Source organism: Segetibacter sp. 3557_3 (assembly GCF_004354985.1).
Classification (GTDB): Bacteria; Bacteroidota; Bacteroidia; order Chitinophagales; family Chitinophagaceae; genus Segetibacter.
The window spans coordinates 29,803-42,098 of record NZ_SMSK01000029.1 but is presented as its reverse complement, the minus strand read 5'-3'; the positions used below and the strand labels follow the sequence as shown (position 1 = coordinate 42,098).

The following is a 12,296-nucleotide window of genomic DNA, read 5'->3' as shown; positions in this document are numbered from 1 at the left end:
CAGCTTTTTTCGAGTTATTAGCCTTTACTTATTGCTACTCTATATCCGAGAAAATCATCTTCTATCTCTATCTCTCCGCAGGACAACTTAGGTCTACAGACAATAATGTTTGTTCCCATTAGCCTCAGTGTTTGAACAAATTGCTCCTTGTAGTTACAGCTCTAATATTCAAGTGTCTCGGTAATCAGACTTCCCTTAAATGGTACGATTTTGTTTTGCTTATTACTACCTCAAGTAAGCAGAATTCAGCCATGAGCTTAGAAACGTACAATAGCAAACGCGCCTTCAGCAAAACACCTGAACCCACAGGTGGGCAGCCCGACGACAGTAATCTGCAGTTTGTCGTCCAGAAACATGCTGCTTCCCACCTACACTATGATTTCAGACTAGAGGTCAGGGGTGTCTTGATCAGCTGGGCAGTCCCTAAAGGTCCTTCCATGAAAGCTGGTGAAAGTCGACTTGCCATGCAAACCGAAGATCATCCTTTTGATTACCTGCATTTCGAGGGTATTATACCTAAAGGGCAATATGGCGGAGGAACGGTAATCGTGTGGGATGCCGGTGTTTTTGAAACAACCTTGATAAAGGAGAAAGATAAGAAGGCGCAGGAACACTCCCTATTAAGCCAGTACTATAAGGGGAAGATCAGCTTTATCCTACATGGCAGTAAACTTAAAGGCAAGTTCGAAATTAGTCGTGCAAAGGATAAAGATGAGAAGTCCTGGTACCTGGTAAAACAACCAGACCGTTATGTTTTGAAAAGCGATATCATTAAAAAGGATACGTCTGTGTTGTCTGGACGCACTATTGAACAGGTAGCTGAAGATCCCAATGCAGCCGCGTGGCAAAGTAATCGCACTGGCAAGCCTGAAAAGTCTGCTAAGAGCGAAAGTAATCCAAGTGACGTTCCAGGAGCCGTAAAGGCGCCTATGCCGGATAACCTTGCACCCATGGAGTGCCGGCTCATCCAAAAGCCATTTAATGAGCCAGGGTGGATATATGAACTTAAATTGGATGGCTATAGGGTGCTAGCCTGGTGCAAGAACGGCGAAGTGAAGCTGCAATCACGCGGTGGGTTGAATTATACAAAGGATTATGAAATACTGCTGACACCGCTTAAATCCCTAGGAAAGGATTTCATTATTGATGGGGAGATAGTGGTATTAAATGAAAACGGGCACCCGGACTTCGATGCCTTGCAGCGGTATCGGCGAAACAAGGCAGCTGCCCGGCTAGTCTACTATGTATTTGACCTGGTGTGGCTGGATGGATATGACCTAATGGAGGTTACTTTGGAGAACAGGCGGAAAATACTCCGTGAACTGGTAAGGGAGAGTGATTATATCAGGTTTAGCGAGGATCTGGAAGAGGGCTTACTTATGTTTGATGTTATCAAGGAGTCGGCCCTGGAAGGTATTGTTTACAAAGCAAAGGACAGCATCTACCAGCCAGGGAAACGTGGAAATTACTGGCTTAAGCTACCCACCAGTATCCGGCAGGAATTTATAATAGGCGGCTGGACAGAAAGTGCATCCGGCCACGCCTTTCGCTCGCTTGTTTTTGGTGCTTATGAAAACGGATCGCTCACCTATATCGGCCATGCTGGCCACGGCTTTAAAGATGAAGACCGAAAGCGCATTCTGAGCCGTTTGAAGAAGCTTGAAATTATAGAAAATCCGTTTGTAAACCAGGTAGACACCGACACGCCGGTTCACTATATCAAACCGGAGCTTGTGGCTAACATACAGTTTGCGACCTGGACAACTGCCAAAAAGATCAGGAAACCAGCAGTCTTTCTCGGCTTTAGAGATGACAAGCCAGCTCAAACAATCTCCCGGGAGGTGCCGCTAACAGAAAAGGAGGAGGCAAAAGTTATCAAAGAGAAGAAGAATGCACCAGTCAAAGCTGCCCAGACTACCAACAAGCCTATAGCTACTCCACCCACAACAATAGCCGACAGCAACTGGCCAGAGCTGGAGGCACAGCAGATTACCAGCGAGGAAGTTTTTACCATTGAGGGTAAGGATCTGAGATTGACGAATGTCGAACGGCAACTCTGGAAGGGTGTGACTAAAAGTGACCTGATCATCTATTACCACAACATTGCAGACTACATACTCCCCTATCTCAAAGACCGGCCACAATCGCTGCACATCAAGCATAATGGTCCGGGAGCTACGGGAATATATATCAAGGATATGGAAGGACGACAACCTGAGTGGGCAGAGCTGTTTCCTACTGAGCGAAAGCATAAGAAAAAGGGAAAGCGGGACCAGATTGATTACCTTGTTTGTAATGATGAAGCTACTTTGTTGTACATGGCTAACCTTGGCTGTATTGACATCAATCCATGGACTTCCCGCACTCATAACTACCAGCAACCAGATTATATTATCATTGACCTGGATCCTTCAGATGAAGACTTTAAAAAAGCCATTACCACAGCACAAGCTGCAAAACAAGTATTTGATCAATTAAAGCTTAAAGCTTTCCCAAAAACGTCGGGCAAAACCGGTCTTCATCTTTATCTTCCATGTCAAGGTTTTTCCTTCCCACAGGCACGGAAGATTGCCGAACACATTTGTGAGCAGGTGCACAAGCTTGTACCAGATATAACAACAACGGAAGTGACCGTTTCTAAACGCGGTGACAAACTATACATTGATCCAAACCAAAATGATGTAGCGGACACCGTAGCTGCACCCTATTGTGTAAGACCTTACCACGTGCCACAGGTGTCAACACCACTGGAGTGGAAAGAAATAAAAGCAGGGCTTGAACCAGGATTGTTTACAATGGAAAACATACTAACCAGACTACGGAAAAAAGGAGATCTGTTTTCAAAGGTGCAGGATCAAAAAGTTGCAAACAGTAACGCCAAAGTTCTGTCCAGTCTCCTCTGAGGCTAGCTTAAGGCATCTTAAAGGAAAAATAATCGTTTACCACAATCAAAATAAAACCAATTAACCGCAATGTTAGACATCACCAAATTAATTGAAGTTGCAGAAGAGGTCGTAAGTGATCCACAGGTTGGATTTGCATCTGAGATCACCCGGCAAGTTCAGGAGATAAGTTATGATCAAGATGTGTATGTGCTTTCAGTAGTGCTCACAAATAAAACGGTGATGGAACAAAGACAGCGCAAAATGACACGCTATAAAGGAACCGATTAAACGGGGAAGAAGTGCAGCTTTTCAGCCGTGAGCAGAGCGACATCACTAAATCAAAGGTCTAAGTATTGAGGCCTAAGCCAGGGCTTTCTTTTAATTCCAGGTACACTACTATTATAATTCGTTTGAACACCACTCTGATGCTTAAGATGGAAATCTTGACCCTCTGAAGCATGCCCATCCTCTCTCGGAACATCCTTTAGGTAGACAGAATGATGCCTTGAGCATCCAATTCTAAATCGCCGGTGCTCCCAAGACTTCGGACGTTTGGCCTACTGCGGCGTTTGTTTTGGAAACCTGATGGTCGCTTTTTACCGAGTAGTCTCAGAGCCTCCTGAAGGTGATTAGCAGCAGACCAGTCGTTCTGGCTGCTTTCAACCGATCTCATTGGTCCTCTTTTTTGAAGAGTACCCAGGCTTCAAGAAATCTTATTAGTTTCACAAAGAAGACCACAATGATCCAAGATCGGGCAAGTTCCGGATCTAGCCTTGAGTTTTGACTAGTTCGAGGCATAGAAACCTAAGTTAGCGACGATTTTGGCTTGGGTCATATTTGGATATAGCTTTTGATAGATTTCCTGAATAGCTAGTTAGAACCGGCGTTTAATTTAAACGCTACGTTCCCGGTCTGCCAGGTTTGGCAAAAGTGAATATTTGCTCATGAAATAGGTCAAACTACGTGTAACATTTAAAGCAAACAGCAGGAAATATTCCGCTGTAAATTACGAAGAGTAATTGAACTTGATGCAGGATGAGGCAAGGGAAGACTTGCAAGACATACAAATAAAACAATTTCAATTATCTGCAGTATCCATTTCCTACGGTATTAAGCATCCCCGGCCAATGCTTATTGAAACCGTTAGCTCTTCACTGAAATAACGTATGGAGCCTCAATGCATCATTCTGATGTGTGGCAAACGGTCTCCATTATGCTTGTACATTACGCAGGTACTTTAACATCAGCAAAGAAACCATCAAGCGGATCGGCTTAGAAGGTTTGCCCATTTTCGCGCTGTAATGCTTCTTGAAACTGGTGTCAAACAATTCCCAGTTTATTTTATTAGCCAGCAAGTATAATGGATGTTTCTGATCTACCTGATCAGCCAGACCGTGAAACAACCCAAGTTGCGGATTGCGTTTTTGAGTAGAAAGCATACAGTAAATTGCAAGCTTTTTGAGAGTTTTTCAAATATACGTGTAACTTTTACTGGCAGAAACCCTTAAAACCAACGTCAGTCCTAGCTTACAGGGTTTTTAAGGGTCGACTATCTAAACTCCTTATTTATGTTTTGATAAGAATTTAATTTTCGTGACTGAGACTGAAGGCTCGTGACGCACAATTTAAATATGAACGCCTGTGAATGCTATTACCATCTCGTCTATAATAGCAGGCGCTATCCTATAAGACTACCATAACAGCTGAGTCATAATGATATCCGACGTTCAATTAGGATAATCGATTTTAGTTTTACTTGGAGGTTTATTCTGTTAACCTTATATTGTAAAAAGGCCTAAACTATGATCGATGGCAAATAAAGGAATAAGATCTGGATGCGCTAGAATAATAAACACAATTGTTTTGATATACTGTCTTTTTTTTGCAGTAACCGTGTTTTACTCTAACGCTACTAAAGTACCCCGTAATGTTATTCCTCTAAATGTCCCTGACCATCTGGCGCAAGAGACGATTGGGCTAACCAATGTGAACAAACGGACTGATCACCGAATAATTAAAGATGATAAATACGAGGTGAATATAAAGCAACGAATATTAGGCGCAAAGCAAAAACTGGAATTATTAAGACTCATTAAGGAAGGATTTGAAAAGGAATATACGCCCGGTTCTCATATAATGGTTTGGGTAGAAAAAGGCGATCGCGAAGCATCTATTTTTGGTAACGAAATAGCCAAATTTTTGCAAAGCCAAAAACTAAATGTGAATTCTCACGTTTTTAAAGCGCATGATCTAGAGAGCGGCCTTGGGGTAGGTCGTATGGACCGGCAAGTGTGTGTAGTAGTCGGAATGGGAAGATAATTACCACAACCCAAATTTGCACCCTCCGTATAACTCTTTTGAAACAGCTCAGGAAATATTACAACAATATGAGTTTTTTGAATGAAGTTCCAACCATGATTTTCAAATCGCCTCCCTCTTTATTCCATTCTTAATCTTGAACTCCTATTTTTTCTTGAAGCCAGTTGGCATTTCATGCTAAGTTAGTTCTTCAAACACATTGCTTAAATATAACCCATGCCTTCCCACTTGACTTCGATTTTATCTAATCAAACCATAAGGATCTTGCAACGTTGCTCTGGTGTGTCCAACAGTAGAGACCTGTGTTGACTATTACTAAAAGTAATGAGACGAGACATGTATTAGCCCATTGTGCCATACATTTTTTTTAGTACATAATCCTAAACGATTGCCTGCTGTTATCAGGGGCAATTACTTTGAGAGTATAATTGCCTTTGCTGATGTTGCTCCTGAATTTTATAATGTGTGTACTGCTGCCTGTTGGGTGGGTTATTTTTGTGGCCTGTATCAACTGGCCATACGCATTGAGCATTTGCACCTCGTACGATCCCTTTGGCTGATTTATGAATTGGAGAACCAGAGTGCTGCCGGTTACCGAATTGGGATATACCGCATACCCGCGCCTAACATTGCTTAATGCGACTTTTACTACCTGGCTGTACTTAACTTCTCCCCCCGTACCCGTGCTGCGCACGCGGTAATATCTGTTGCCCAACGATGTATTTACATCTACCCACGCATAGGTTGCCGTGCCGGAAGTATTGTTCTTGGCCATCTCCACTGCAGCTTTGGAAAACATGATGCCATCTGATGACTTTTCTATTTCGTATTGTTTGATGCCGGTTTCATTTTCCACCGTCCATTGTACTGCAATATGGTTTCCTTCCTGGTAGCCTTTCAAACTGCTAAAGGTTATTGGCAACACACCTAAGGAGTTTAATCTCCAAAGGTCATTTAATGTTCCGATTGAAGCCGTGGCTGCATAGCCTCTTCCGCCGAAGAGCCAAAGGTTTCCCGAGGCATCTTTCCAGCTGCTGGCCGATGATCTTGCACCCGGCACGTTACCGGAAGCAACGCCAGGTGTGCCATAAGTCCCAAATGTGCTAATCACATCGTTCATCCATGTCCAAAGGTTAGTAGCAAGATTGTATCGCCAAAGATCACTTTCATAACTTGAAGAACTAAACCCTCCAAAAAGCCAGAAGTTGCCGTAATCATCTGACCAGGCAACGCTCCTCAACCTTGCACCCACCCTGTTCGTTGGAGCAGCAATACCCTGTGTGCCGTATACTCCTTGCTCATTGTGACCAGTTCCTCCATTTACCCAAGTCCAGAGATTAGTAAGCGGGTCGTATTTCCACAAGTCATTTTTTGCATAATAATTGAAAGAGGAATAACCATACCCGCCGTAAAACCAGAAGTTGCCAAGTGCATCTGTCCACGTTGCGCTGTAACCTCTCGCACCAGGTCTGTTACCCGGTGCCGCTACACCTAACGTCCCGTATACCCCCTCCTGGTTCACGGTATTTGCGCCATTTATCCATGTCCACTCGTTAGTCACAGGGTTATATTTCCATAGGTCGTTGAAATAAGAATTCGAAATTCCACCAAACAGCCAGAAATTACCGGAGAGATCTGTCCAGGTAACACTACCCTGCCTTGCCCCCGGCCTGTTGGCCGCAGCAGGAATACCCCGGATGCCATACACCCCTTGCGCAAATGCAGAATTTGATCCATTTACCCATGTCCATTCATTCGTAACCGGGGTGTATTTCCAAAGATCATTTAAAGTACCAAATCCGCTAGATGAGTGCCCTTGACCCCCAAAAAGCCACAAATTGCCGGCTACATCCGTCCAGGTTGAGCTTCCGAATCTTGCACCAGGCTTGTTACCCGCAGCTGCAGTTCCTGCTGTGCCATATACGCCGGGCTGTTTAGTTACATTGTCGCCGCTTATCCATGTCCAACGATTTGTTATAATGCTATACTTCCAGAGGTCGTTGAAGGATTTGTCAAATGGAGGATTGCCAAGATCATCCACCCCACCAAACAGCCAGAAATTACCTGCCGCATCTGTCCAGCTCATGCCTTGGCTGCGTGCCCCTGGTGTATTAGCAGGTGCTGCGATGCCTTTAGTTCCGTATACACCGGGTGAGTTTAATACGTTTTCTCCCTTCATCCATGTCCATTGAGAAGAGGTAGTAATCTGGGCGTTTGAAGAAAAGACTAGAAAGAGGCATAAAGAAGCGTTAATCAGTTTGGAAATGACTTTCATATTTTATTATAACGGACTTTGGGTTGTTGTAGGTATATCGAACTAAATCTATGAATAAGACAGAACATGTTCGAATGTCTTTTATCATCAAACCATGCGCTTCAAACATAAGTGTAATGCCAGGAATAATCTGGCTTTCACAATGTGAATCACACAAATTTCAACAGGCATAACACTGCAATAGAACACAGAAACAAGGAGTATATTGATGCGTGTTGTGCAAGTTCTATCACCACCCTCTTGAAACGCTGCATATTTTGTAAAAACCGCACAGCTATTATTTATGTTGGTGATATTGATCTTCATGTTCCCGTGCCCGTTAAAGCGCCGGGTTCATCAACCGTTGCTTTTTTGCAGCTTGCCAGGGGGTGCAATCAGCTCAAGTTCCAGCGCTGCAAAGCCATTGTTGAAAAGTGCCTTCTATCAATGTTTAATTTATCTGAGGCTGTTAGTTGATGAGGTAAAAAATGCTTTATAAATAGGAGCCTCCCTTATACTTGCGGATGATTAACAATTGCCGGTCGAGATTATACGCCCAAAGAAGACAGGCCCATTTATGACGGGGAAATTGGTCAAACATGCCGCCTTTTGGTTACCATGATTCCCTTCAATTATCAGATCGGATCCCCATAGATAACTTTTATCGAAGGCTAACGACATCATCAAATTTTAAATAACTGTATAAACAAAACGCCGGATACTATGGAATTGAAGGCTAGCAAAGCATTGATCCGGTTGTATTTTTTAAGCTTATACTCACTGGCTACCTAGAGAACCTTGCCAGTGACCGTCGCATCATCAAAACCGTACGCAGGCGAATGGATATGCTCTTCTCTATTGGCGATGACATTGATGGAAGCCTCCCATCATGCTGATCAAAAAGACCGCCAGTGCCTTCCACCTGTTCTCGAAAACACTATTCACCATTTAGGTGACGACGGGTTGGAAGCGCTACGTAATACGACTTTTATTCAAACTTGATTAAGGTTTGGGCTTTTTCAGCTGCACTTCTTAGCTCCCTCCACTTTGCGCTGCTTCCGTTTAAGTTAAACACTACTCTTAGCCTACGTCCTGGTAATGCTGATCCAACAGCAGCGCCGGTCAACGACCCGAAAAATATTCCGAGCCCCATTAAGCTTTTTGATGAAAAACTAAGGGAACCTGCTTGAGGTTTTTCTCCTGCAAGTGTACCTAAAATGCCAAGGGATGCTGCTCCTACTAAGGCGCCTATCGCTGTATTGCGCGAAACGCTTCTCCTTGTTCTTATTTTACCAATATCCGAAATGAGGATTTCTACTTTCTCCTTGTTTCGATACACGTTGACCGAGCTTTCGGTTTTGCTTTTGTAAACATATACGGAGCTGTCAGTAGCGCCACCATAGAACCCGCTGAGCACCCTGTTGCCTGAGCTATTATAAATCCGTAAAAAGGTCTTTTGAGCTCCGGCTATAATGCACAACTGTGTTACTAAAATAAATAAACATAGTAATGTTTTCATGTGCGGTTATTTTTGTATGATTTAATTTCGTCTTATTGAAAGATACATTGCTCCAACAAATTCGCTAAATGGCAGGGACAGTTACTTGACAAAAGTCAAAATAATAAAATAAAGAATTAAAAGAACGGAATTAAGATGGATCAACTACAATAAGAGGTGAACGAGTCCGATCCATTCATTAGTAATAATGATCATTTTTAGAACCGATGTTCTTTTCAACGCCGGCATTTGTAATCGGCGTTGGCTAACATTGCTTGATCTTCAGTGGCTCTATAAGCGTACAGCCAAATACTTTAGAATTAAAGGCCAGCAAAGCATTGATCTTGTAGTATTCTTTAAGGTTATTCTCATTGGCTATTTGAAGAAACTTGCCAGTGACCGTCGCATCTATCAGCAAAATGCCGGGGTACCTTGGCGTTTACACAAGGGCTGTGAAGGAGACCCGGCAAGACAAAGCACTAAAACTTTTCCCGCACTCATGCACATGGACAACACCTACACTGGCGAAGGAGGGGGATTTAAAACAAAAAAGCCCTGGTTTTCACCAAAGCTCTTATTGAAACATTTTGAGAAAAAGTAAGTAGGTTAGATTTTAAAACTTCTCAGTGCCGGGTATTTGCTTTATGGTATATACTGATTGGCCCACTGCACGCCTGTTTAAATAGGCATACAATACAAAAACGCTTTTGCCCGTAGTAGTTGCGGTCGTTGGAAACACAGCCCCAGTCTCAAAGTTGTTTACGGCAACACCACTCTCCCATTTATTCTTTGAAGTAAATGTGGTAACCCTGCCATTGCCGCCACTTGCATTGCTTACTACAATTAAGTCTTTACCGTTTTTGCTTAACAACAAACCATCAGGACCAGCCAATGGTGCGTTTAAAGTAACTATATTGTAACTAGCAGGGTTTGCAACAGGAAACTTAATCACCTGGTTGTTGACAGAAAAAGCCACCAGTAAAAAGCCTCCATTTTGGTTTCCATACTCAACGCCGTTGAACCCAAAGCCAGTAGTTGCAAAAGCTGCATCCTGGAAAAAAATGCTGGCAGTTCCATCAACGCTTATTTTATAAATTACCGGGGTGCGACTGTTGGTAACGTAAGCGTTACCCTGGGGGTCTAATGCTATATCGTTTATAAAAAACGGGGCACCCGGTGACAGTGGTTTCAGGTCAATAAAGTTTACCCTTTCACCTGTATTAATGTTGTAGATACCAACACTGCCTGCACTTGAATTGGAAACATACAGCAACTTACGGGCTTCATCAATTTCCAAACCAGTACTACCAATTAGCGCAGGATCGGTAATAAAAGGAGTATAACTGCCATCGGCACCAACAATGCCAATATCGCCGCGGGTAGTACTACTTACATAAAAGCGGTTATTAAACTTATCGTAGACCACTCCTTCCGGAAACAGATTTTCCTGGTTAAATTCAATATCATGTACCTGGTTGGATTGATTTGCTGCATTAGCAACCTGGTTGTCGGGTGGAGATAAAAGCTGTTCGTCGGTAAGAGATGTTTTTGAGCATGCTGACAATAGAATTCCACCAACAAATGCAATCGTGCATATTTTTTTCATGAAGCAAAAATTTTTTTTAGATGAATGTTTTGAAGTTCAAATACTGATTTGTGCAAAGGTTTAGGCTACAGACTTAACAGTATGATCAGTTATAGGGAAATACCTAACAAGCATCCAACTATCTTGTTCAATTAGAGAAAGGTTTTTCTTCATGCTGAACCCAGGTTTATGGAAGTGTGCTTTCAATTTTTAGATCGTCTCAGCGTAGACAACTTCTATCGGAGGCTAACGACATTGTTAGCTCTAAACTGGCTCTATAAACAAACGCCTGATACTATGAAATTGAAGACCAGCAAAGCATTGATCCGATAGTATTCTTAAAGCTTATACTCATTGGCTACCGCGAGAAACTGCCCGAGACCGTCGCATCATCAATACCGTAAGCATGCGCTTTGATATGCTCTTCTTTTTTGGCTATGACATTGATCAAACACTTCCCTGGCAGAGCACCTTGAGCAGAACACGACAGTCATATGAAGAGGATGTTTACAAACAACTCTGTAAAGATGTACTCAGGCATGTATTGAAAAAGGCCTGGTAGCTGGTTAAAGACAAGCCATTGAAAGCGTATTTGTAAAAGCAAACGCAAGCATGGACAGCCTTGCTGAAAAAGAATTCGTAGCGATGGTGATCAGTATGCAGCTGATCTAACCGAAGATGAACCCACCGCGGTAGTGTCCGCTGAGGCTCAAACATTAAGTGCTGCACGGAACAAAAGCGTACAACAACATCATGCCTGGAAAGAAAAAGCTTACAAAGGAATGCCTGGCGCAAGACAAAACGGAGAGGCAGGTTGATGCAGGTGAAGAAAAATACCAATAACGTTATGTTGGCAATCATAGCCACTTTAGTACAACAGATCCGGATGGAAGAGTTAGCTTAAAACAGGGCAAACCAAGGCAATTAAACTACCTCGGACAGGTAAGTGTTGACACAGCTCATCATGTCATCACTAACATTGAAACACATCATGCTGATAAAAAAGACAGCCAGTGCCTTCCATCTGTTCTCGAAAACACCATTGATAACTTAGGTGACAACGGCCTACAAGTAGAAGAGATCCTCGCAGACACGGGTTATAGCAGCGGGGAAGCACTAAAGGATTTGGAGAGCAAGAATATTACCGGATACATCCCGAACTTCGGACTGTACAAACCCAGCAGGCCGGGCTTTACTTATGATCAGGAAAATGACCGTTATACCTGCAGCCGTGGTGCTCACCTCCCTTTCAAAAAAATAAACACTACAAACCTTGGGTATCGAATGAAGGTTTACCGGAGCAGTTCGAAAGACTGTGGAAACTGCTCGCTAAGAAGCACCTGCATTGGAAAGAGTAATTTCAAAAAATAGATGATACAATAGATAAAGAATACTATGACCGGATGCATGAACGGCTTCAAACAAACAAAGCCAAACGTTTAAAAAAACTTCGAAGTTCAACAGTAGAACCGGTGATAGGGACTTTGGTAAACTTCCTGGCGATGAAAAGAGTAAATACAAGAGGCATAATTCAAGCTAACAAGTGCCTGCTAATGGCTGCAGTGGCGTACAACGTAAAGAAGCTCCTGAACTGGAAAGACAATAACCGCAAAACAAACGTAAAAGAAATGGAGATCAAGATTAAAAAGTTCGTTTTTGAGCTCCTTTGCTACTACCATCACCTATTAATAATCATGCAACGATCTATCCAAACTTAAGCAGACTAAAACCTAAGAAATCAATGTCGCAACACCA

Annotated in this window: 12 protein-coding genes; 8 read left to right on the top strand and 4 right to left on the bottom strand. The window is 42.9% G+C overall.

The genetic code is table 11. The features are described 5' to 3' along the window. Nucleotides 1-251: 251 nt before the first annotated feature. Together ligD and EXU57_RS24345 are read left to right on the top strand one after the other, a co-directional pair. Entirely contained in the window at nucleotides 252-2,903 is a 2,652-nt protein-coding gene (gene ligD, locus EXU57_RS24350; protein WP_133270881.1) for a DNA ligase D, read from the top strand. A 69-nt stretch (nucleotides 2,904-2,972) separates the two neighbouring features. After that, the gene (locus EXU57_RS24345) at nucleotides 2,973-3,173 is read left to right on the top strand and encodes a hypothetical protein (protein WP_133270880.1); all 201 of its coding nucleotides are present in this window, start codon (nucleotides 2,973-2,975) and stop codon (nucleotides 3,171-3,173) included. 923 nt (nucleotides 3,174-4,096) lie between these two features. Here EXU57_RS24345 and EXU57_RS24340 read toward each other — a convergent pair. Beyond that, a complete protein-coding gene (locus EXU57_RS24340; RefSeq protein ID WP_133270879.1) occupies nucleotides 4,097-4,324 on the bottom strand; it encodes a hypothetical protein in 228 nt (75 codons plus the stop codon). 370 nt (nucleotides 4,325-4,694) lie between these two features. Here EXU57_RS24340 and EXU57_RS24335 point away from each other — a divergent pair, with 370 nt between their 5' ends. Next, nucleotides 4,695-5,204, top strand: a complete 510-nt coding sequence (locus EXU57_RS24335; protein WP_133270878.1) for a hypothetical protein — start codon at nucleotides 4,695-4,697, stop codon at nucleotides 5,202-5,204. Between the two features lie 367 nt (nucleotides 5,205-5,571). Here the strand turns inward: EXU57_RS24335 and EXU57_RS24330 are convergent, their stop codons facing one another. Next, nucleotides 5,572-7,479: a kelch repeat-containing protein gene (locus EXU57_RS24330; protein WP_133270877.1), complete on the bottom strand. Its 1,908-nt coding sequence runs from the start codon at nucleotides 7,477-7,479 to the stop codon at nucleotides 5,572-5,574. 725 nt (nucleotides 7,480-8,204) lie between these two features. On the opposite strand from EXU57_RS24330, the gene EXU57_RS24325 reads away from it, so the two are divergent. After that, nucleotides 8,205-8,354: a transposase gene (locus EXU57_RS24325; protein ID WP_133270883.1), complete on the top strand. Its 150-nt coding sequence runs from the start codon at nucleotides 8,205-8,207 to the stop codon at nucleotides 8,352-8,354. A gap of 92 nt (nucleotides 8,355-8,446) precedes the next feature. Here the strand turns inward: EXU57_RS24325 and EXU57_RS24320 are convergent, their stop codons facing one another. Beyond that, a complete protein-coding gene (locus EXU57_RS24320; RefSeq protein ID WP_133270876.1) occupies nucleotides 8,447-8,977 on the bottom strand; it encodes a hypothetical protein in 531 nt (176 codons plus the stop codon). A 187-nt stretch (nucleotides 8,978-9,164) separates the two neighbouring features. Between EXU57_RS24320 and EXU57_RS24315 the strand changes: the two genes are divergently transcribed. Further along, nucleotides 9,165-9,557 (top strand): hypothetical protein, encoded by a 393-nt coding sequence (locus EXU57_RS24315; RefSeq protein WP_133270875.1) that lies wholly within the window; start codon nucleotides 9,165-9,167, stop codon nucleotides 9,555-9,557. A gap of 12 nt (nucleotides 9,558-9,569) precedes the next feature. Here the strand turns inward: EXU57_RS24315 and EXU57_RS24310 are convergent, their stop codons facing one another. Then, the gene (locus EXU57_RS24310; protein WP_133270874.1) at nucleotides 9,570-10,562 is read right to left on the bottom strand and encodes an SMP-30/gluconolactonase/LRE family protein; all 993 of its coding nucleotides are present in this window, start codon (nucleotides 10,560-10,562) and stop codon (nucleotides 9,570-9,572) included. Nucleotides 10,563-10,947: 385 nt separating this feature from the next. Here EXU57_RS24310 and EXU57_RS24305 point away from each other — a divergent pair, with 385 nt between their 5' ends. The 3 genes from EXU57_RS24305 to EXU57_RS24295 all read left to right on the top strand — a co-directional run bounded on the left by EXU57_RS24305 (nucleotide 10,948) and on the right by EXU57_RS24295 (nucleotide 12,259). Further along, nucleotides 10,948-11,103 (top strand): hypothetical protein, encoded by a 156-nt coding sequence (locus EXU57_RS24305; RefSeq protein ID WP_133270873.1) that lies wholly within the window; start codon nucleotides 10,948-10,950, stop codon nucleotides 11,101-11,103. Between the two features lie 407 nt (nucleotides 11,104-11,510). Next, complete coding sequence (locus EXU57_RS24300) at nucleotides 11,511-11,912, top strand: hypothetical protein (protein ID WP_410528419.1); 402 nt, start codon at nucleotides 11,511-11,513, stop codon at nucleotides 11,910-11,912. A 32-nt stretch (nucleotides 11,913-11,944) separates the two neighbouring features. Then, on the top strand, nucleotides 11,945-12,259 hold the full coding sequence (locus EXU57_RS24295; RefSeq protein WP_133270872.1) for a transposase: 315 nt from the start codon (nucleotides 11,945-11,947) through the stop codon (nucleotides 12,257-12,259). Nucleotides 12,260-12,296: the final 37 nt, after the last annotated feature.

Excerpts from the sequence above, each read along its gene's own strand:
- ligD (WP_133270881.1), top strand. The coding sequence starts at position 252 with ATGAGCTTAGAAACGTACAATAGCAAACGCGCCTTCAGCAAAACACCT.
- EXU57_RS24345 (WP_133270880.1), top strand. The coding sequence starts at position 2,973 with ATGTTAGACATCACCAAATTAATTGAAGTTGCAGAAGAGGTCGTAAGT.
- EXU57_RS24340 (WP_133270879.1), bottom strand. The coding sequence starts at position 4,324 with ATGCTTTCTACTCAAAAACGCAATCCGCAACTTGGGTTGTTTCACGGT.
- EXU57_RS24335 (WP_133270878.1), top strand. The coding sequence starts at position 4,695 with ATGGCAAATAAAGGAATAAGATCTGGATGCGCTAGAATAATAAACACA.
- EXU57_RS24330 (WP_133270877.1), bottom strand. The coding sequence starts at position 7,479 with ATGAAAGTCATTTCCAAACTGATTAACGCTTCTTTATGCCTCTTTCTA.
- EXU57_RS24320 (WP_133270876.1), bottom strand. The coding sequence starts at position 8,977 with ATGAAAACATTACTATGTTTATTTATTTTAGTAACACAGTTGTGCATT.
- EXU57_RS24315 (WP_133270875.1), top strand. The coding sequence starts at position 9,165 with ATGATCATTTTTAGAACCGATGTTCTTTTCAACGCCGGCATTTGTAAT.
- EXU57_RS24310 (WP_133270874.1), bottom strand. The coding sequence starts at position 10,562 with ATGAAAAAAATATGCACGATTGCATTTGTTGGTGGAATTCTATTGTCA.
- EXU57_RS24305 (WP_133270873.1), top strand. The coding sequence starts at position 10,948 with ATGCGCTTTGATATGCTCTTCTTTTTTGGCTATGACATTGATCAAACA.
- EXU57_RS24295 (WP_133270872.1), top strand. The coding sequence starts at position 11,945 with ATGCATGAACGGCTTCAAACAAACAAAGCCAAACGTTTAAAAAAACTT.